This is a genomic window from Sulfitobacter sp. M39, assembly GCF_021735935.1.
Lineage (GTDB): Bacteria > Pseudomonadota > Alphaproteobacteria > Rhodobacterales > Rhodobacteraceae > Sulfitobacter.
The window spans coordinates 1,590,076-1,610,094 of sequence record NZ_WMDZ01000001.1 but is presented as its reverse complement, the minus strand read 5'-3'; the positions used below and the strand labels follow the sequence as shown (position 1 = coordinate 1,610,094).

20 protein-coding genes are annotated in these 20,019 nt (G+C 60.0%); 4 read left to right on the top strand and 16 right to left on the bottom strand.

What is annotated here, in order from left to right; all coding sequences use genetic code 11:
* Window positions 1-44: 44 nt before the first annotated feature.
* Genes GLP43_RS07745 through glpD form a run of 6 tightly spaced genes read right to left on the bottom strand, consistent with a single transcriptional unit; the run spans window position 45 to window position 5,915 of the window.
* Window positions 45-317 (bottom strand): DUF2160 domain-containing protein, encoded by a 273-nt coding sequence (locus GLP43_RS07745; protein ID WP_237278855.1) that lies wholly within the window; start codon window positions 315-317, stop codon window positions 45-47.
* A gap of 24 nt (window positions 318-341) precedes the next feature.
* A complete protein-coding gene (locus GLP43_RS07740; protein ID WP_009826627.1) occupies window positions 342-1,181 on the bottom strand; it encodes a carbohydrate ABC transporter permease in 840 nt (279 codons plus the stop codon).
* Complete coding sequence (locus GLP43_RS07735) at window positions 1,181-2,053, bottom strand: carbohydrate ABC transporter permease (RefSeq protein ID WP_037943909.1); 873 nt, start codon at window positions 2,051-2,053, stop codon at window positions 1,181-1,183. Before GLP43_RS07735 ends, GLP43_RS07740 begins: the two co-directional genes overlap by 1 nt.
* A 51-nt stretch (window positions 2,054-2,104) precedes the next feature.
* Window positions 2,105-3,184: an ABC transporter ATP-binding protein gene (locus tag GLP43_RS07730; protein WP_064216008.1), complete on the bottom strand. Its 1,080-nt coding sequence runs from the start codon at window positions 3,182-3,184 to the stop codon at window positions 2,105-2,107.
* A gap of 15 nt (window positions 3,185-3,199) precedes the next feature.
* Window positions 3,200-4,288 (bottom strand): ABC transporter ATP-binding protein, encoded by a 1,089-nt coding sequence (locus GLP43_RS07725; protein ID WP_237278854.1) that lies wholly within the window; start codon window positions 4,286-4,288, stop codon window positions 3,200-3,202.
* Window positions 4,289-4,301: 13 nt separating this feature from the next.
* Window positions 4,302-5,915, bottom strand: a complete 1,614-nt coding sequence (gene glpD / locus GLP43_RS07720) for a glycerol-3-phosphate dehydrogenase (RefSeq protein WP_237278853.1) — start codon at window positions 5,913-5,915, stop codon at window positions 4,302-4,304.
* A 286-nt stretch (window positions 5,916-6,201) separates the two neighbouring features.
* Between glpD and GLP43_RS07715 the strand changes: the two genes are divergently transcribed.
* Genes GLP43_RS07715 through GLP43_RS07705 form a run of 3 tightly spaced genes read left to right on the top strand, consistent with a single transcriptional unit; the run spans window position 6,202 to window position 8,657 of the window.
* Window positions 6,202-6,957 carry a DeoR/GlpR family DNA-binding transcription regulator gene (locus tag GLP43_RS07715; RefSeq protein WP_005852573.1) on the top strand — a complete coding sequence of 252 codons (756 nt, stop codon included), beginning with the start codon at window positions 6,202-6,204 and terminating at the stop codon, window positions 6,955-6,957.
* A gap of 21 nt (window positions 6,958-6,978) precedes the next feature.
* On the top strand, window positions 6,979-7,851 hold the full coding sequence (locus GLP43_RS07710; RefSeq protein WP_237278852.1) for a carbohydrate ABC transporter permease: 873 nt from the start codon (window positions 6,979-6,981) through the stop codon (window positions 7,849-7,851).
* Window positions 7,851-8,657, top strand: coding sequence for a carbohydrate ABC transporter permease (locus tag GLP43_RS07705; RefSeq protein WP_237278851.1), 807 nt, complete (start codon window positions 7,851-7,853; stop codon window positions 8,655-8,657). The genes GLP43_RS07710 and GLP43_RS07705 overlap by 1 nt, the downstream gene beginning before the upstream one ends.
* A gap of 22 nt (window positions 8,658-8,679) precedes the next feature.
* On the opposite strand, the gene GLP43_RS07700 is transcribed toward GLP43_RS07705, so the two are convergent.
* The 4 genes from GLP43_RS07700 to GLP43_RS07685 are packed head-to-tail and all read right to left on the bottom strand — an operon-like array spanning window position 8,680 to window position 12,205.
* Window positions 8,680-9,522 (bottom strand): metal ABC transporter permease, encoded by an 843-nt coding sequence (locus GLP43_RS07700; protein WP_237278850.1) that lies wholly within the window; start codon window positions 9,520-9,522, stop codon window positions 8,680-8,682.
* A complete protein-coding gene (locus tag GLP43_RS07695; RefSeq protein WP_005852566.1) occupies window positions 9,519-10,394 on the bottom strand; it encodes a metal ABC transporter permease in 876 nt (291 codons plus the stop codon). The genes GLP43_RS07700 and GLP43_RS07695 overlap by 4 nt, the downstream gene beginning before the upstream one ends.
* The gene (locus GLP43_RS07690; protein WP_237279939.1) at window positions 10,391-11,287 is read right to left on the bottom strand and encodes a manganese/iron ABC transporter ATP-binding protein; all 897 of its coding nucleotides are present in this window, start codon (window positions 11,285-11,287) and stop codon (window positions 10,391-10,393) included. The genes GLP43_RS07695 and GLP43_RS07690 overlap by 4 nt, the downstream gene beginning before the upstream one ends.
* 12 nt (window positions 11,288-11,299) lie before the next feature.
* On the bottom strand, window positions 11,300-12,205 hold the full coding sequence (locus GLP43_RS07685) for a metal ABC transporter substrate-binding protein (protein ID WP_422802549.1): 906 nt from the start codon (window positions 12,203-12,205) through the stop codon (window positions 11,300-11,302).
* A gap of 146 nt (window positions 12,206-12,351) precedes the next feature.
* Here GLP43_RS07685 and GLP43_RS07680 point away from each other — a divergent pair, with 146 nt between their 5' ends.
* Window positions 12,352-12,762, top strand: a complete 411-nt coding sequence (locus GLP43_RS07680; protein ID WP_005852561.1) for a Fur family transcriptional regulator — start codon at window positions 12,352-12,354, stop codon at window positions 12,760-12,762.
* Here the strand turns inward: GLP43_RS07680 and GLP43_RS07675 are convergent.
* The 6 genes from GLP43_RS07675 to rpiA form a co-directional block, all read right to left on the bottom strand.
* Window positions 12,759-13,445 (bottom strand): TetR/AcrR family transcriptional regulator, encoded by a 687-nt coding sequence (locus tag GLP43_RS07675; RefSeq protein ID WP_237278849.1) that lies wholly within the window; start codon window positions 13,443-13,445, stop codon window positions 12,759-12,761. The two genes, GLP43_RS07680 and GLP43_RS07675, sit on opposite strands and share 4 nt — an antisense overlap.
* Before the next feature lie 140 nt (window positions 13,446-13,585).
* A complete protein-coding gene (locus GLP43_RS07670; protein ID WP_237278848.1) occupies window positions 13,586-15,070 on the bottom strand; it encodes a DegQ family serine endoprotease in 1,485 nt (494 codons plus the stop codon).
* 240 nt (window positions 15,071-15,310) lie between these two features.
* Window positions 15,311-16,222, bottom strand: coding sequence for a protease modulator HflC (hflC, locus tag GLP43_RS07665; protein WP_237278847.1), 912 nt, complete (start codon window positions 16,220-16,222; stop codon window positions 15,311-15,313).
* Window positions 16,222-17,445, bottom strand: coding sequence for an FtsH protease activity modulator HflK (hflK, locus tag GLP43_RS07660; protein WP_237278846.1), 1,224 nt, complete (start codon window positions 17,443-17,445; stop codon window positions 16,222-16,224). The genes hflC and hflK overlap by 1 nt, the downstream gene beginning before the upstream one ends.
* A 93-nt stretch (window positions 17,446-17,538) precedes the next feature.
* On the bottom strand, window positions 17,539-19,005 hold the full coding sequence (locus tag GLP43_RS07655) for an FAD-dependent oxidoreductase (RefSeq protein ID WP_237278845.1): 1,467 nt from the start codon (window positions 19,003-19,005) through the stop codon (window positions 17,539-17,541).
* 21 nt (window positions 19,006-19,026) lie between these two features.
* On the bottom strand, window positions 19,027-19,815 hold the full coding sequence (gene rpiA / locus GLP43_RS07650) for a ribose-5-phosphate isomerase RpiA (protein WP_005852551.1): 789 nt from the start codon (window positions 19,813-19,815) through the stop codon (window positions 19,027-19,029).
* Window positions 19,816-20,019: the final 204 nt, after the last annotated feature.

The following is a 20,019-nucleotide window of genomic DNA, read 5'->3' as shown; positions in this document are numbered from 1 at the left end:
GAGAGGTCCGGTTCTTGCAGGCCGGCCCCCCTTATTTTCCTTTCCTAGACCCAGCGGAAAACCGCAATGGCATAGAAAAGGCAGACGACCAATGCTCCCCATTGGGGCGCACTGAGCAGCCCGAGCCAAGCCAGATTGATAAAGGCCGAGCCCAGAAGCGTGATGAACAACCGGTCACCGCGCGTCGTTTCCATCCCCAGTATACCGGCGCGCGGCACTTCGGGGAATTTGATTGCAAGGATCGTAAAGGTGATCAGTGTCACCGTGATGATCCCAAAGAAAGCGGCGGTGGGCCAAGTCCAAGCCATCCAGTCCATAATGTTTCCTCCGGTCTTTCTTTGTTAAACGCGGCCCAAGGCAAAGCCTTTGGCGATGTAGTTGCGCACGAAATAGATCACCAAGGCACCCGGCACGATGGTGAGAACCCCTGCCGCGGCCAGCACACCCCAGTCGATCCCGGCGGCGCCCACGGTACGGGTCATGGTGGCGGCAATCGGCTTGGCGTCCACGCTGGTCAACGTCCGGCTCAGCAACAGCTCAACCCAGCTGAACATGAACAGGAAGAAGGCCGTGACCCCGATCCCCGAGGCGACCAGCGGCGTGAAGATGCGGATGAAAAAGCGCGGGAAGCTGTAGCCGTCGATATAGGCCGTCTCGTCGATCTCTTTCGGGACGCCGCGCATGAACCCTTCGAGGATCCACACCGCCAGCGGCACGTTGAACAGACAATGTGCCAGCGCCACAGCGATATGCGTGTCGAACAACCCGACGGAGCTATAAAGCTGGAAGAACGGCAGCGCGAAGACCGCGGGCGGGGCCATCCGGTTGGTCAGCAGCCAGAAGAACAGGTGCTTGTCGCCCATGAAGCTGTAGCGCGAGAAGGCATAGGCCGCCGGCAGCGCCACCGCGAGCGAGATCACCATGTTCATCACCACATAAGCCATCGAGTTCAGATAGCCCGTGTACCAAGACGCATCCGTCAGGATCGTCATATAGTTGTCGAACGTCAGATCACGCGGCCACAGGGTAAAGCTGTTGAGGATCTCTGTGTTGGTCTTGAGGCTCATGTTCAGCAGCCAATAGATCGGCAGCAGCAAGAACAGCAGATAAAGCGCCATGACAATCGCATTGCCCTTGATCTTGGGCAGGGCGAACCCTCGTTTTTGTGCAAGATCAGACATCAGTGGCCATCCCTTTTATCAAGGTTCGTCATCACGGTGTAGAACACATAGGAGATCAGCAGGATCACCAGATAATACATGATCGAGAACGCCGCCGCAGGACCAAGGTCAAACTGTCCGAGGGCCATCTTGACCAGATCGATCGACAGGAAGGTGGTAGAGTTACCAGGCCCCCCGCCCGTCACGACAAACGGTTCGGTGTAGATCATGAAACTGTCCATAAAGCGCAGCAGGATCGCGATCATCAGAACGCCCATCATCTTGGGCAGCTCGATGTAGCGGAAGACTTTCCAGCGGCTCGCCTGGTCAATCTTGGCCGCCTGATAATAGGCGTCGGGGATGGATTGCAGACCGGCATAGGCCAGCAGCGCCACCAGTGACGTCCAGTGCCAGACATCCATCACGATCACAGTGATCCATGCCGCATAAAAATCTTGAGTGTAGTTATAGTCGATGCCCAAGGCCGACAGCGTGTAGCCCAACAGGCCAATGTCCACGCGGCCAAAGATTTGCCAGATGGTGCCGACCACGTTCCACGGGATCAGCAGCGGCAGTGACATCAGGACCAGACACAGCGAGGCCCAGAACCCTTTCTTGGGCATGTTCAGCGCGACGAAGATCCCCAACGGGATTTCAATCGCCAGAATGATCACCGAAAACGCGATCTGGCGGCCCAAGGCGTTCCACATCCGCTCTGATTCAATCATCTCGCGGAACCAGTCGAGGCCAGCCCAGAAGAACTGGTTGTTCCCGAAGGTATCCTGCACGGAATAGTTCACCACGGTCATCAGCGGGATCACGGCAGAGAAAGCCACCAGCAGCAGCACGGGCAGCACAAGGAACCAGGCCTTTTGATTGACGGTCTTGTTCATGACGCGGTCCTTTCAGCGAGGGTCAGCGGGAAAGCGGCGGATTGGATCATCTCACGCCCCCTGCGGCGCAACGCGCCAGCTGTTGGCATAGACATTCACCCCGGCGGGGTCGAAAACAATGCGGTTCATATCCGGTGAAATCTCGGCACCTTCTTCGGCGATTACGTTGATTTCATTGCCATTAAAGTCAGCACGCACGATCTTGTGACGGCCTACGTCCTCGATCCGTTTGATCGTGACGGGCAGCCCCGCCTCGCCCGTGGCAAGCCGTGTGAACTCAGGCCGCACGCCCAGTTCGACCTTACCGTCCAGCGGCGCAAAGCCGTGCCCCAAGTCGATCTCGTGGCCCCCGATCACGGCCTTGTCGCCGGTCACCGTCGCGTCGAGCACGTTCATACCGGGCGAGCCGATGAAATAGCCCACAAACGTGTGCTGTGGTGTCTCGAACAGCTCTTGCGGGGTGCCCATCTGCACAACGCGGCCATCATACATGACGACGACTTTGTCAGCAAAGGTCAGCGCCTCTGTCTGGTCGTGGGTCACGTAGATCATCGTGTGACCGAATTCATGGTGCAGTGATTTCAACTGCGTGCGCAGCTCCCACTTCATATGGGGGTCGATCACGGTCAGCGGCTCGTCAAACAGCAGCGCGTTCACGTCCTCGCGCACCATCCCCCGCCCGAGCGAGATCTTTTGCTTCGCATCCGCCGTCAGCCCGCGCGCCTTCCGGTTCAGCATGTCTTCCATGCCGATCATCCCCGCGATCTGCTGCACGCGCTGCGCGACATAGGCCGCGTCCGCGCCCCGGTTGCGCAGCGGGAACGCCAGATTGTCGCGCACGGTCATCGTGTCATAGACAACCGGAAACTGGAAAACCTGCGCGATGTTGCGCTTGGTCGTGGGGTCGTTGGTCACGTCACGGTCGTTGAACAGGATGCGGCCCTGACTGGGGTGCAGCAGGCCCGAGATGATGTTCAGCAACGTGGATTTACCGCAGCCCGACGCGCCCAAAAGCGCATAGGCCTCGCCGTCCACCCAATCGTGGTTCAGCTCTTTCAGCGCAAAGTCATCTTCGCTGGTGGGGTTGGGCAAATAGGAATGCGCCAGGTTATCAAGGGTGATTTTTGCCATTGGTCCGGTCCTCCCTCAGGCCGCTGCCGCATAGGATGCGGGGGCCACGGATGTGCCGTCTTCGGCAAAGATGTAAACATGTGTCGGGTCAAGATAGACGTTCAGCGGTGCCCCGATCTTGAGGTCTTTGACCCCGTGCACCAGACCGACCCAGTTTTCACCGTGGTGATCAAGGTGGATAAAGGTTTCCGACCCTGTGATCTCGGTCACGTTCAGCTTGCCCGCAAACTCCAGCGCGTCGTCAGATTGCTTGGACAGTTCAAGGTGGTTGGGGCGGAAGCCCGCAACATAGCTGCCATCGGCCACGGTCTTGAAGTTCCCGAAGGTCGCGACCGTGTTGCCATCGCCAAAGGTCAGCGTGTCGCCGGCCTTGGTGATGTTGAGGAAGTTCATCGGCGGGTCAGAGAAGACGCGCGCGGTCGTGGCATCGACGGGCTGGCGGTAGACCACGGGGGTCACGCCGAACTGCGTGATGCGCCCTTCCCACAACGTGGCGGTGTGCCCGCCCAGCAAAAGCGCCTCTTCGGGTTCGGTTGTCGCATAGACAAAGATCGACCCTGCTTCTTCAAAGATTTTCGGGATCTCGGCCCGCAGCTCTTCGCGCAGTTTGTAATCGAGGTTCGCCAATGGCTCGTCCAGCAACACCAGCCCCGCGTCCTTGACCAAAGCGCGTGCAAGCGCGCAGCGTTGTTGCTGCCCGCCTGAAAGTTCCAGCGGCTTGCGGTCCAGCATCGGCGTCAACTGCATCAGATCGGCGGCCTTGCGCACGGCGCTGTCGATCTCGGACTTGGATTTGCCCAGCAACCGCATGGGGCTGGCGATGTTGTTGTAGACGGTCATCGACGGGTAGTTGATGAACTGCTGATACACCATCGCCACGCCGCGATCCTGAACGCGCATGCCGGTGACATCCTCGCCGTTCCAGATCACCTTGCCGGTGTTGGGCACATCCAGCCCCGCCATCAACCGCATCAGGGAAGTCTTGCCCGCAGATGTCGGCCCCAGCAGCACGTTCATGGTGCCGGACTGCAGCTCAAGATCTGTCGGATGAATATGCGTCTGGCCGTTTACGACCTTGGACACGCCTTGCAAAACGAGCGACATGTTCCTCTCCCCTTCACGCGCCAGTGGCGGCTGTAGTGTTGTCGGCGGGCGTGGCGGTGGTTGCCACCATCCATGCTTCCAACGTGTTCAATTCATCCGCGTCAAGCCGCAGGCCCAGTTTGGACCGGCGCCAGATGATGTCGTCAGCGGTGCGGGCAAATTCCTTGTCGATCAGCCACTTGGCCTCTCGCTCGGTCAGGGTCGCGCCGAAATCACGCCCCAGATCTGCCGCGGTTTGCGCGTCGCCCAAGACATCAAATGCCTCGCGCCCATAGGCTTTGACCAGACGATCGGCCCAACGTTGGGTCAAAAAGCCGTAGCGGTCCTGCAACTCTTGTTTCAACGCCGCCACGCCGTCTACCGGAAAATCTCCGCCAGGCAAGGCGACACCCGCCGTCCAGGGTTTGGCGTCATTGGCGAAATAGGGCTGGATCTTCTCTAGCGCGCTTTCGGCCAAACGGCGGTAGGTGGTGATCTTGCCGCCAAAGACGTTCAACACCGGCGCACCGGCGGATGTGTCGACCTTCAGCACATAGTCCCGCGTCGCCGCCGTGGCAGAGCTCGCCCCGTCGTTATACAGCGGGCGCACGCCGGAGTAGGTCCAGACGATATCATCCGTAGTGATCTGCTTTTTCAGGTACTTGGACGCAAACCGGACAAGATAGTCCTGCTCCGCCGGTGTGCAGACCGGCTTTTCGGACACATCCGTGTGGTCGGCATCTGTGGTGCCGATCAGGGTAAAATCTGTCTCGTAAGGAATGGTAAAGATGATGCGCCCGTCTTCGCCTTGGAAGAAGTAGCATTTATCGTGGTCATACAGCTTGGGCGTCACGATATGGCTGCCCCGCACCAGCCGCACCCCTTCCGAGGAGTTGATGCGCACGGTGTTGCGGATCACGTTTTCCACCCAAGGGCCACCGGCGTTGACCAGCATCTTGGCGTGTACCACGCGTTGGGGGCCGCCGTCTTTTGGCTCCAGCGTGACCTGCCACATGCCGTTGATCTGCTCGGCGGAGACAACTTTGGTGCGGGTGTTAATCCGCGCGCCACGGGCTTGGGCGTCGCGGGCGTTCAGCACCACCAGACGGCTGTCTTCGATCCAGCAGTCGGAATATTCGTAGGCCTTTTCGAACTTGTCCTGCAGCGGCGCACCCTCGGGGGCCTGCGTCAGATCGACCGCGGTCGTGCCCTTGAGGATCTGCCGCCCGCCCAGATTGTCATACATGAACAGACCCAAACGGATCAGCCACGCCGGGCGACGCCCCTTCATCCACGGCATGAACACGTTGAGCAGCTTTGAGGTGGGCGTATCCCCCTCGAACCGCATATCCTTATGATAAGGCAGCACAAACCGCATCGGCCACGAGATATGCGGCATCGCTTTCAGCAAGGTTTCGCGTTCGATCAACGCCTCGCGGACAAGGCGGACCTCCCAGTATTCCAGATAGCGCAGCCCGCCGTGAAACAGCTTGGTCGAGGCCGAGGATGTTGCCGAGGCCAGATCGTTCATCTCTGCCAGCTCGACGCTAAACCCACGGCCCACGGCGTCGCGTGCAATGCCGCAGCCGTTGATCCCTCCGCCGATCACAAAGAGATCGACGCTGTGTTCTGTTTCAAGCTGGCTCAATGAAGCCTCCCCGCATCATTTTCGCGTCTCGCAGCTAGGTTTGCGGGACGTCGTGACAAAAGACACCAAGCCCCTTCGTTTTTCAAGATCGAACGTTCGTTTCTTTTCGTTTTCGACTATAGCCTTGATTTTAGGCGCATTAATCCTTCGCCTGACGCGCATTTCTGCGCCTTACAGACGATATACCACGATTCGCGGCCTTGACGTGCTTCGCTTTCCGTAGATTGTAAGTTTTGGTCGGGCGTGCAGAAATCTCGGGCATCCCCAGCCAAAGACGGGGGGATCTATGTCAAATTTCAGACAGCGCGAGATTTTGGAGCTGGCGCGCAAGGACGGCAAAGTCACCGTCGACGGGCTGGCAGAGGCGTATAACGTCACCGTGCAGACCATCCGCCGCGACCTGTCCGAGCTTGCTGAAAGCGGCAAGCTGGAACGGGTGCATGGCGGCGCTGTGATACCGTCGGGGGTGGTGAATATCGTCTATGACGAACGCCGTCGCCTGAACGAGGAAGGCAAACGCGCCATCGCCGAACATTGCGCGCAGGCGATTCCGCATGGGGCGTCGGTATTTATGAACATCGGCACGAGTACCGAAGCGGTCGCGCAGGAAATGCTGCATCACGAAAACCTGCTAGTCGTGACAAACAACCTCAACATTGCCAATATCCTTGCTGCCAACCAAAGCTGCGAGATCATCCTGACGGGCGGCGTCTTGCGCCGTGCGGATGGCGGCATGGTCGGCGGGCTGACTGCCGAGATGGTCAAGCAGTTCAAGTTCGATTTCTCGGTTCTGGGCTGTTCTGCCATTGATGCGGATGGCGATCTGCTGGATTTCGACGGGCAAGAGGTGCTGGTCAGCCGGTCCGCCATCGGGCGGTCACGCACGGTGATGGTCGTAGCCGACCACCTGAAGTTCCAGCGCAAGGCCCCGCTGACGATCTGTTCCCTGCGCGATGTGAACACGCTGTTCACCGACCACCACCTGCCCGATGCGCTCAAGGCGGAATGCGCGGGCTGGGGCACCTCGGTTGTGACCGCCTGACCAAAACATGGACAGAACCTCATGAAGCAGCAAGACCCACGCGGCTGGCTTTTTGTCGCCCCCGCCTGCCTCTTGCTGGGGGTGGTCGGGCTGATCCCGCTGGTCACCGTCATCAACTATTCATTCTTCGAAATTTTCACGCTGCAATCGCGCTTCTGGATCGGCACCGAATGGTTTCGCGACCTGATCACCGCACCGCGCTTCTGGGCGAGCTTCGGGCGCAGCGTGCTATTTTCAACCTTCGTGCTGTGCATCCAGATCCCGCTGGGGATCGCGCTGGCCCTGTGCATTCCGCGCGGACGGATCTGGGCGGGGGCGGCCTTGGCTGTGCTGTCGCTGCCGCTGCTCGTACCGTGGAATATGATCCCTGCGCTCTGGCTGAGCCTGATGAATGGCGACACAGGCATTTTGGGGCAGTGGCTGGCGGGCTACGGCTGGCCCGCCGCGTGGAAGGACAGCGCCGTGCTGACCTGGGTGGTGATCTTGGCGATGGACACGTGGCACTGGACCAGCCTTGTGGTCATCCTCGCCTATAGTGCGCTGACCACCATCCCCGATCCGCTTTATCAGGCGGCCGCCATCGACGGGGCGCGCCCGTGGCAGGTCTTTCGCCACATCCAGCTGCCGCGGTTGCAGCATGTGCTGCTTATGGCGGTGCTGCTGCGGTTCATGGACAGTTTCATGATCTACACCGAGGCCTTTCCGATCAACGCCGGCGGCCCGGCCGAGACCAGCCTGTTCCTCGCCGTGGATCTGGGCGAGGAGATCAAGGCGTTCAACTACGGCCCCTCGGCCGCGCGGTCGGTGCTGTATTTCCTGATCGTGCTATCGGTCGCATGGGTCTTTACCAAGGTGCAGGCCAAGCTTGACGATCCCAAACCGGGGGTACCGTGATGATACCGCGTCGGGCATGGCCCGTGATCAAACTGGCGCTGCTGGGGGCGTTTATCCTCTTTACCACCCTGCCGCTGGTGCAGATGACGGTGCTGAGCTTTACCGCGACGCTGGCGCAGGACGGGCTGAGCTTGGGCGAGACGACGCTGCGCAACTATCGCGCCATCTGGTCCGACCCGAGCTTGCGCGCGGCCTTTGGCAATTCCGTCGCTTATGTGCTGATCAATATCGCGATCACCATCCCCGTCGCCCTGCCCGCGGCCTTTGCCTTTGCGCGGCTGTCGTTTCTGGGGGACAAACACCTGTTCTTCAGCTTCATCGCCTTTCGCATCACCCCGCCGGTGGTGCTGACCCTGCCGATCTTCCAGCTTTTTTCGGTGCTTGGCATCGTCAACTCGGTCACCGGCATCGCGCTGGCCCATTGTCTGTTCAACCTGCCGGTGTCGATCTGGATTCTGCAGGGGTTCATCGCCGCCGTCCCCCGCGAGATGGACGAGACGGCGTTCCTTGATGGCTATTCGCGCCCCCGCTATATTTGGAAAATCCTGCTGCCACAGATCGCGCCCGGCATCGCGGTGACAGCGTTTTTCTGCTTTATGTTCAGCTGGGTGGAGGTCGTCTTTGCCCGCATCCTAACCACCACCAACGGCAAGCCGATCTCTATGGCGCTGAGCGCGATGTTCGGCTTTCAGACGGATATCGGGATGGTCATGGCGTTTACGCTGACCTCTATGTTGCCCGGCGCACTGCTGTTGTTTGCCATGCGCAATCATCTGTCCCGCGGGTTCAAGGTCGGGCGGGTCTAGTGGCCGCCCTCCCCTTTCAAGGCTACCCCCGTGCCGCCTGACGCGAGGTGCGGCGCGTCACCAGCAAACGGTTGATGAAGGCGAGGACAAAGATCACCGTCAGGATCAACACGATTGTCGGCGCCGGTGCGCTATCCAGAAAGAAGCTGGCGTAGACGCCCGCGAACATCGACAAAAGGCAGACCAGCACAGATACGATCAGCATCGGGCCAAAGCTGCGCACCACCAGAAAGGCAATCGCCCCCGGTGTGACCAGCAACGCCACCGCAAGGATCAGCCCCGTCGCCGTTAGCGTCGCCACGATGGTCAGCGACAAGACCGCCAGCAACCCATAGTGCAAGAACCCCGTGTGCAGCCCGCTGGCCTGCGCCTGTGCGGGGTCAAAGGCGTGCAGCAGCAGATCTTTCCACTTGAGCACTAGAAACGCCGTCACAAAGGCCGAGATCAGCCCCGCCGTCCAAAGATCTTGCACGCCGACGCCCAGCATATTGCCGAACAGCACGTGATCCAGATGCTGGTTCGTGGTGATCGAGGTGTACATGATGATGCCGATCCCGAACATGCCCGAAAAGACGACCCCCATCACGGTGTCCTGTTTGATCCGGCTGTTGTAGCTCAGGTATCCGGTCAGCATCGCGCAGGACATACCCGCGGCAAAGGCCCCCACAATCAGCGGCAACCCCGTGATCCAGGCCAGCACGACCCCCGGCAGGACCGCATGGCTGACCGCATCGCCCATCAAGGCCCAGCCCTTGAGCACCAGAAAGCATGACAGCAACGCCGTGGGCGGGGCAACCAGCAGCACGATCCAAAAGGCGTTCTGCATGAAGGGAAACTGGAACGGAAACAGCAACGTGTCGATCATGGGGCCACCCCGTCTCGCAAGGATTTGAGCGCCGCCGCAGCCTTGCGCCGCGCGGCCAGCACACCGTGTTTGGGCGCAAAAACAAAGGCCAGCAGGAAGATCGCAGTTTGCAGCGTGACGATCACCCCGCCTGTCGCCCCGTCCAGAAAATAGCTGGCATAGGCCCCCAGAAAGCTGGTGATCGTGCCGATCAGCACCGATACGATGATCAGCCGTGGGAAACGGTCGCACAGCAGATAGGCCGTCGCCCCCGGTGTCACGACCATGGCGATCACCAGAAAGGCCCCGACGGTCATCATCGCCGCCACCACCGCAGCCGACAGCAGCATGAAGAACACCGCCTTCAACAGCTCGGGCCGCAACCCGATGGAGCGTGCGTGGTTTTCGTCAAAGAAGGTGACCATCAGGTCTTTCCACTTCAGCAGCAGCACGGTCAGGCAGACGACCCCGATGATCGCCAGTTGCACGATGTCTTGCGGCGCGATGGCAAGGATATTGCCCATAATGATGGTCTGGATGCTGACCGACATGGGCGATAGCGACACCATGAAAAGGCCCAAGCCGAAAAATGCGGTAAAGATGATGCCGATGATCACGTCGATCTTCAGCCCCGACCGCCCCGACAAAAACAGCATCGCCCCCGCCGCCATACCGCCCGCCAGAAACGCGCCAAGCGCGAAGGGCAGCCCCAGCATATAGGCTCCCGCCACTCCGGGCACGACAGAATGGCTGAGCGCGTCGCCGATCAGCGACCAGCCCTTGAGCATCAGATAGCATGACAAAAAGGCGCAAACCGCCCCCACCATCGCCGACACCCACATGGCGTTGAACATATAGTCATAGCTGAACGGCTCTAGCAGCAGGTCGATCATGTGTCGTCCTCGGTCGTGTTGATGCGTTTGCCGTAATGCACGAAAGGCCGTTCATCGTCGGTGATGATCCGCAGCTCGCGCCCGTCGTCATCATCGTGCAGGTCTTGCCCCCCAAGGGTAAAGTGCCGCAGCACCCCGCCAAACGCCGTTTCCAGATTGTCATGGGTAAAGACCGTTTCCGTCGTGCCATAGGCCAGCACCGTGCCCTTGACCAAGACGGTCCGGTCACAGAATTCCGGGACAGAGCCCAGGTTATGCGTCGACACCAGCATCACCCGCCCTTCGTCGCGCAGTTCGCGCAGCAGGTCGATGATCTGGTCCTCGGTCTTCACGTCTACGCCGGTAAAGGGTTCGTCCAGCAGTATCACCTGCCCGTTCTGCGCCAAGGCGCGCGCCAGAAAGACCCGCTTGCGCTGCCCGCCGGATAACTCTCCGATCTGACGGTGGCGGAAATCGGTCATGTTGACGCGGCGCAGGGCATCGTCCACCGCCGCGTGATCGGCAGCTTTGGGACGGCGCAGGAACCCCATATGCCCATAGCGCCCCATCATCACCACGTCCTGCACCAGCACCGGAAAGGCCCAATCAACCTCTTCTGACTGGGGGACATAGGCCACAAGGTTCTCACGCAGCGCCTCTTTTACGGTCTTCCCCAACAGCGTGATCTGCCCTTGCGCGGCGGGCACAAAGCCCATGATCGCTTTGAACAGTGTGGATTTCCCCGCGCCGTTGACCCCTACCAGCGCCGTGATCGTACCGCGCGGGATCTCAAAACTGGCATCATACAGCGCGGTATGACCATTGCGATAGGTCACCGTGACATCCGTGGCCTTGATGCCGATGGCATCGGCGGCAAGCTCTGATACGGGGACGGTCGTGGTGGCGGGGTTCATATCGGTTTCCATTTACTTCAGGCCTGCATCCAGCCCGTCTGCGACAGTCTGCGAAGTGACGCGCAGCAAGTCCAGATAGCTTGGCACGGGCCCCTCGGCAGTGCTGAGGCTATCGACATACAGCACACCACCATAAGCAGCGCCGGTTTCCCGCGCGACCTGCTTTGCAGGCGAGGTATTCACCGTGCTTTCACAGAAAACGACCGGAATATCATTGTCGCGCACGGAATCGATGACTTTGCGCACCTGCTGCGGCGTGCCGGTCTGGTCGGCGTTCATCGGCCAGAGGTACAGCTCTTTCATCCCGAAATCCCGCGCGAGGTAGCTGAACGCCCCTTCGCAGGTCACCAGCCAACGCTGGTCTTCGGGGATTTGCGCAATGCGGTCCCGCAGGGGCGTGATCGTATCGCGGATTTCCTGTTTGTAGCTTTCGGCATTGGCGGCATATGTCGCCGCATTGTCCGGGTCGTGCTCGGCAAAAGCTGCCGCGATGTTGTCAACGTAAATCAGCGCGTTATCCAGCCCCATCCAGGCGTGGGGGTTCGGCTTGCCCTCATACTCCCCCTCCCCGATAGAGATCGGCTCCACGCCTTCGGTCAGCGTGGCCGACGGGATATCCCCGAGGTTCGAGATGAACTGCTCGAACCACAGCTCCAGGTTCATGCCGTTCCACAGGATCAGATCGGCATCCACCGCGCCCACGATATCGCGCGGGGTGGGCTCATAGCCGTGGATTTCGGCACCGGGCTTGGTGATCGATACCACCTCTGCCGCATCGCCCCCGACCTGCTGCGCCATATCGGCAAGAACCGTAAAGGTCGTGACGACTTTGAAATCAGCCGCAACCGCAGGCACGCCCGCCATCGCCGCAACACCAAGAACCGGAGCAAAAACCGACGCCAGCACATTCTTTCTCATTCTGTTCCTCCAAGGAGCAATGCGTTCGCTAGATGTAAATGCGAATTAGTCGCATATGTCAAACATGCAAATAAGAATAGGTCGCATAAACTTGCGGGCAAGGAGAATCTTGCGTAACAAGAAGGCAGACGAGAAAGGACATCGGTTTGACCCACAGCGCTGATTACAAGCAATTGCTGCGTGAAGCGGGCCTACGGGTCACGCCACAGCGCACAACCATCGTATCGCTGCTGTCGGAAACCGACGATCACCCCAATGTCGAAGACCTGTATGAAAAGGCGCGCAGGCTGGATGACACTGTGTCAGTCGCGACGGTCTATCGAACGATGTCAGTGCTTGAAAACGCGGGGCTGGTGCGCAAACTGGTACTGGATGATGCCCCTGCCCGTTACGAGATGATGCCTCACACGGACCACGACCATCTGGTCGATGTCGACAGTGGGGATCTGGTGGAAATTCCAGGGACCGAGATCGCGACGCTGCTGGATCGTGTCGCGGCCGAGATGGGCTATGAGCTGGTCAGCCACCACACGGTCATTCGCGCCCGCAAGCTTTAGCTCTGCGTCTGATCCGCTAGCGATCTGACCATCGCCGCCGCACCGGCCGAGATCGTGCGCAGGATCACCTCGTCCGGGATGTCACGGATCAGCCAGTCGCGCATCGGGCCAAAGGCTGACAGGAACACCATCAGATTGGCAACGATATCAAGCCGTTGGTCGTCGCTGTGCATCCCCAGACGCGGGGCAAGCTGGTCGGCCAGATCCTTCATCACCGCAAACTCGCGCGCGTGCAGGGCGCGGCGGTCTTCGGCTTGCATATGCGGCACGCACCGATAGGCCAGCAACGTGCCATCCCGTTTCATCGACCAGCTTTCGCGGAAGTATTTCTCGAACGCGTCCTCAAGTGACAGGTTTTCATCCAGCAGGATGATCGGCAACGTCGACACGTCCTCGCGGAACCACAGCTGGTTCAGCAAGCGGCGCAGGATGTCGTTCTTATTCGCGATATAATCATAGATGCTGGCCTGATTGACGCCCGAGCGCGCACAGATGTCGCGGATCGTGGTGGCGGCAAAGCCTTTCTCAAGAAACAGCGACAAGGCCGCCTCGCAAATCTGTTCTCGGCGGCTTTGGATCAGCGACTGGTTCTGCACGCTGGTAATCTCCGCCTCTGCCAGCATTTGGGTGCGCAGCGCAGACAGCCGATCGCTGCGAATGGCCGTCGTGGTTGTGTCGTGCATGGAGCTGTCCTTCATTTGACGTAAATCCTATCGGCTTTCGATATGCGAAACAACCGGCAGCGTGCAGACGCGCCCCACGCAAAGCCCCCGCCGGTGCGGGGACCGACGGGGGCAATGTTTTTCAGTGATGTGGGGCGGGTTTAGTCGCCCAGACCCAAGGCCACAAAGCGCGGGTCACCTGCGCGGCGCACCAACAGGAGCAGCGACTTACGCCCGCCATCCTTGGCCTCGGTGATGCGGTCCTCCAGATCGGTGATGGACAGGATCGGCTGTTGGCCGGCCTCTGTGATGATGTCCCCGACACGCAGGCCTTTCTCGAAGGCTTCCGACATCTCGTCGACCTCGGTCACGGCCAGACCCTCGACTGAATCATCCGCCCCAAGCTCGGTGCGCAGATCATCCGTCAGCGGCGTGATTGTCAGACCAAGCACCGACTTTGACGCAGGCGCTTCGGGCTCTGCCTCATCCTGTGGTTCCGAGGCAGACGCCCCCGCCCCTTCGGCATCTTCGCGGCGGCCCAGCTTGACCTTGAGCGTCTGGGATTTCCCCTCGCGCAGGACAGTCACGCGGACCGAGGCCCCGACAGTGCTGTTACCCACCTGACGGACCAGACCGCGGGTGTCTTCAACCTCGACCCCTGCAAAGCTGAGGATCACGTCACCGGTTTTAAGCCCCGCGTCCTTGGCAGGGCCGTCCGGTACATCGGTGATCAACGCGCCGGACGCTTTGGCAAGCCCCATCGCGTCGGCCACATCCTGGGTAACGTCCTGAATACGCACACCCAACCAGCCGCGACGGGTTTCGCCAAATTCCTTAAGCTGGTTCACAACACGCGTTACAACATTCGACGCCATCGAGAAACCGATCCCGATGGAGCCGCCGTTGGGCGACAGGATCGCGGTGTTCACGCCAATGACTTCGCCGTCCATATTGAACAACGGCCCGCCGGAGTTGCCGCGGTTAATGGCAGCATCCGTCTGGATATAGTCATCGTAGGTGCCCGATAAAGCCCGATTGCGCGCCGAGACGATACCGGCAGAGACCGAAAACCCCTGCCCCAGCGGGTTCCCCATGGCCAGCACCCAGTCACCAACGCGGGCGGCATTGCTGTCGCCGAAGCTGACGAAGGGCAGCGCGCTTGGGGCTTCGACCTTAAGCAGGGCAATATCGGTGTTGGGGTCGGTGCCGATGACTTCGGCCTTCAATTCAAGACCGGTGAAAAATTCGATGGTGATCTCGTCCGCGCCTTCGATGACGTGGTTGTTTGTCACGACGAACCCGTCTTCAGAGATGACAAACCCCGACCCAAGCGCCGAAGATTTGCGTGGTGCGGGGGCTTCGCCGCCGTTGTTGCGGTCCCGGAATTCCTTGAAGAAATCCTCGAAGGGGGAACCTTCGGGCACGATGCCACGGGGACCTGTGCGCCCTTCAACGGTGGTGGAGGTGGTGATATTCACGACCGACGGGCTGATCTTTTCCGCAAGCGGTGCAAGGCTTTCGGGTTTGGCCAGCGCGACGACGGCCTGCATCAGGACAAAAGCCAGCGCCAGCATACCCATCATCAACCATTTGATCTGGGGCGATATTGCGTCGGTACGCGACAGGGAAACGGCCTTTGGCTGCATTCGTCAACTCCGGTTTTATAAGGGGCGATACACCCCGTTTGTGTGTCCTTGGCAGAGTGCATCTGCAAACCCACTGCTGCAAGGTGAAAGATGGTCATCCTCACGCGCATGTCAACGCGACCCTCGGTTTCTATGCGAAATTGCCGCCCATCATCCCGTTGATCCCGTGGTCATGCCCCCAAACGAAACAGGGGCCGGCATTTCTGCCAGCCCCTGTTTGAAAGTGCACCGTGGATAGGATCAGTTGCCAGTCCCGGTGGTGGTCGCGCGTTGGTTGCGGCTGCCTTCGTCCGACTTGAGGTAGTTAAAGAACTCGCTGTCGGGCGACATCACCATAGTGGAATTCTCGCCTTTCAACGCTTGCTCGTAAGCGCTGAGCGAGCGGTAGAATTCAAAGAACTCCGCATCCTTGGAATAGGCTTGCGCAAAGATCTTGTTCCGCTCGGCGTCGGCCTCACCTTCGGTGATACGGGCGTCGCGGCGGGCTTCCGACAGAATTTCCTCGTAGGTACGATCCGCAAGGGCGGTGACACGTTGCGCCGCCTCGCGGCCACGGGCGCGTTCATCGGTCGCTTCGCGGTCACGTTCAGCGATCATCCGTTGCAGGGTCGCGTCAAAGTTCTGCTCTGGCAGGTTGGTCTGGCGCAAACGCACATCGACCACATCCAGACCAAGCGCCTGCGCACGCGCGTCAGAACGTTCGCGGATCTGGTCCATCAGGGCAGAGCGTTCGGGGGACAGGATGGTGTTGGATGTCACACCCTGCGAGCCCAGAACCGCACGGATCTGACCGTCAAGAATACCGTTCAACTGGATCTCAGCCTGACGGCCACCGTCGGTGCCAAGGGCCTGACGGAACTGGCGGACGCTGTTGATGCGGTACAGCACAAAGGCATCCACTTCGAGACGACGGTCATCGGCGGGGGTGACCTCGATCATCGGCGTTTCAAGCGACAGGATACGGTCGTCATAGCGGACGACCTCGTCCAGCAGCGGGATTTTGAACCCGATGCCCGCGTCTTCACGCACCTGTTTGATCTGGCCAAAGCGCAGCACCAGCGCGCGTTCACGTTCGTCCACGATAAAGATCGACGACAGGGCGACAACGGCTGCGATCACAACCACGGGGATGAGGATATTGAGTTTACGCATCAGTTCGATCCTCGGTTGGAGTTGCGGAGTTCATTGAGCGGCAGGTAAGGCACGACCCCCTGCCCGGTCCCATCAGAGCCGTTTTCAAGAATGATCTTGTCCACGTCTCCCAGCACTTTCTCCATGGTTTCGATGTACAGACGACGACGGGTCACATCGGGTGCTGCTGCATATTCCTGCAATACCGCTTCAAAGCGGCTTGCCTCACCCACGGCGTCGTTGACCACACGTGCGCGGTACCCTTCGGCGGCTTCCAGCAGGCGGGCGGATTCACCACGGGCTTCGGCAGTGCGGCGGTTGGCGTAGGCATCAGCCTGACGTTCCACCCGGTCGCGTTCCTGTTCGGCGGCTTGCACGTCGCGGAAGGCGTCGATGACGGATTCCTGTGTCGTGTTGCCGTTTGCATCCGTCACGGTGACCGTCTGGCTGGGCGGGTCCACCTTGTTAAAGTTGACGCGGATGATGTTGATTCCGGTCTCGCGGTTATCAAGCGTGGTCTGGATCAGCTCGCGTGCGGAGGCTTCGATGGTGGCACGGTCACGGTTGAGGATCGGTGCCAGCTCGGACTGGGCGATGATCTCGCGCATGGCGGATTCAGAAATCGCACGCACCGCCATTTGCGGATCCCGCAGCGAGAACTTGAAGTTCTCGGCGTTCTTCACATTCCAGACGACCTGAAAGTCGATGTCGACGATGTTTTCATCCGTGGTCAGCATAAGCCCTTCGTTGTCGTCACCGCTGCGGCCCGCGCCAATGGTTTCGGCGCGGTTGGTGGTGACATCAAAGACTTCGGCTGTGACAAAAGGCCAAGGGGCAAAGTTCAGACCCTCTGTCCCGATGCCAGAAAACTCGCCAAGGAAGAGTTCAATCGACTGCTGTTCAGGGCGCACGGTATAAAAGCTTGCCATCCCCCAGACGACAGCGGCCGCCACCAGACCCAGCCCCACTGTGCCGCGGGTGAACTTGGGGCCTGCGCCGCCCATATTCCCGCCAGAGCCGCCGGAGTTACGGGTGCCGCCTTTGCCGCCCATGAGGACGCGCAGCTGTTCCTGACCCTTTTTCACCAGATCGTCGATCTCGGGCATCTGACCTTTGTCACCACCCGGACCACGTCCGCCACCGCCAGTGGGCCGCTGCCCTCCGGGCCGGTTGCGGTCGCCACCGTTGTTCCCACCGCCTGAGTTTCCTCCGCCGCCCCAAGGGCCGCCTGTATTTCCAGCCATTAATTCTTCCCTATGTATGGCCGCTGCAGCGGCCCTATCCCAACCGCCTACGCGGTTTTATCTTGTGCAGAGTTGGGCATATTCGCCCGAACTTCAAGCAGTGCGTGTCGGACTGCGCATGGTGACCAGCTCTTCGGACATGGTCGGGTGCACGGCGCAGGTCGCGTCGAATTGCTCTTTTGTCAGCCCCGCCTTCACGGCAATGCCCACCAGCTGGATCAGCTCGCCCGCGTTTGGTGCGACGATGTGGCACCCCAGAACGACACGTGTTTCCTTGCTGACGATCAGCTTCATCATCACACGTTTGTTCTTTTCGGCAAAGGCCGTTTGCATGGGCCGGAACGACGCCGAATAAATCTCGACCGGTTCCTGCTCTGCCGCTTGCTCTTCTGTCAGGCCGACGGTGCCGAATTCGGGCTGTGTGAAAACGGCCGACGGGATCAGGTCATGATCCACGGGTGTCGGGTTGCCACCAAAGACGGTTTGCACAAAGGCCATGCCTTCGCGGATCGCAACAGGTGTCAGGTTCACGCGGTCGGTGACATCGCCGATGGCATAGATCGACGGGACGCCCGACTGGCTGTATTCGTCGACTTCGACTTCTTGGCGACGGCCCAGCGACACGCCGACCTCTTCCAGCCCCATGCCATCGGTATTCGGTGCACGCCCTGTGGCGAACAGCACCATGTCAAAGACCTTTTCAGCCCCGTTGGAGGCTTTGACCCAGATCGGCCCCTGCGTGCCTGCGCGCGCGTCGCAATTGTTCAGCTCGTTCGATTGTGCAGCCGTGGCCCCCATCGCCGCGTCAGAGTTGCTGGGCATGGTGCCCGCCTCGTGTTCGGATTCCAGCGCCATTTCGACGATATTGGTGCCGCAGTGGATATCGACGCCTGCATTTGTCATCGATTCAGCGATCAGCCCGCGTGCCTCGTCATCAAAACCGCGCAGGATCTGTGCCGCGCGGTTGTACATCGTCACCTCGACCCCCAAGCCATTCAGGATACAGGCGAATTCACAGCCGATATAGCCGCCACCCACGATCAGGATCGACTTGGGCAGGCTTTCGAGATGGAAGATATCGTCCGACACAATCCCGAGATGGGCGTTCGGCACATCGGGGCGTACCGGACGGCCGCCGGTGGCCAGCAAGATGTGCTTGGCCGTGCGGGTTTCGCCATTGGCCAGCTGCACAGTGTGCGCGTCCTTGATCGTGGCGCGCTGGTCAAAGGTTTCGACGTCCGAATTCCCCAGCAGCTTGCGATAGACGCCTTCCAGCCGGTCCAGTTCATTGTTCAAGCGGGTCTTGAACGCGTGCCAGTCGAAGGTGCCCGGCTTGATGTCCCAGCCAAAGCATTTCGCCTCGTCCACCAATTCAGCATAGCCCGAGGCAAAGACCATCAGCTTTTTCGGCACACAGCCCCGGATCACGCATGTCCCGCCATAGCGGTCTTCTTCGGCGAGGGCGACTTTGGCCCCGTATTCACCCGCCGCAACACGCGCGGCGCGTACTCCGCCGGAACCGCCACCAATGACAAAAAGGTCGTAATCAAAATCGCTCATCTGGGCCGGGGCCTTTCTTTGTTAATCGCTCAGGTCGGAGAACAGGTTATCCGTCTCGACAAACTCCATCTTATCGCGATCAACAGTGCCTTCGTTGATGTCGCGCACTTCGACGCGGCCATCGCCATAGCCGATCACCACGGCATCACAGATATCAATGAACAGCCCGTTTTCAACTACGCCCGGCATTTGGTTCATGACCAAAGCCATCTGGCGGGTGTTGCCGATCCGCTTGAGATGCAGGTCAAGGATGTAGTTCCCCTCGTCCGTCACGAAGGGAATGTCGCCGTTCATACGCAGCGTGGAATTACGCCCCAGCACGTCCATCGACACCAAAGTCTCTTCGACAAGCGCTTGTGTGGTCTGCCATCCGAAGGGGATAACCTCTACCGGAAGGGGAAATGCGCCCAGTGTTTCGACCTCTTTGCCGATGTCGGCAATCACGACCATTTGATCGGAAGCGGTTGCCACGATCTTTTCTTGCAGCAAGGCACCGCCGCCGCCCTTGATCAGGTTCAGCTCTCCGTCGAACTCGTCCGCGCCGTCGATGGTCAGGTCCAGCCACTTGGCTTCATCAAGGCTGATCACCTCGATCCCCACTTCGCGCGCCAGCTGCGCGGTACGGGTCGACGTGGGCACGCCCTTGATCCGCAAGCCGTCGTCGCGCACCATCTCGCCCAAGCAGCGCACCAGCCACGCGGCGGTAGAGCCGGTGCCCAATCCGACGCGCATTCCGTCTTCTACAAATTGTGCAGCGCGTTTGGCGGCAACAAATTTGGCCTTATCAATGGGTGACAATTCTCCGGTCATGGCAGCGACTCCTCGTTAATCGACGCCCTTATAGACGCAGCCGCGCCGGCGCGCGACCCTCAAAACCGCATTGTCGTCGCGTCGCGTGGCCTACAGACGGTGTCACATGGCCTGCACTGCGACGCCACGGGGGTTTTATGCGCCGATAATCTGGATAGAGTACCGCAAACCGCGCAGATCGGTCGTTTTCAATCGCCCGCCTCC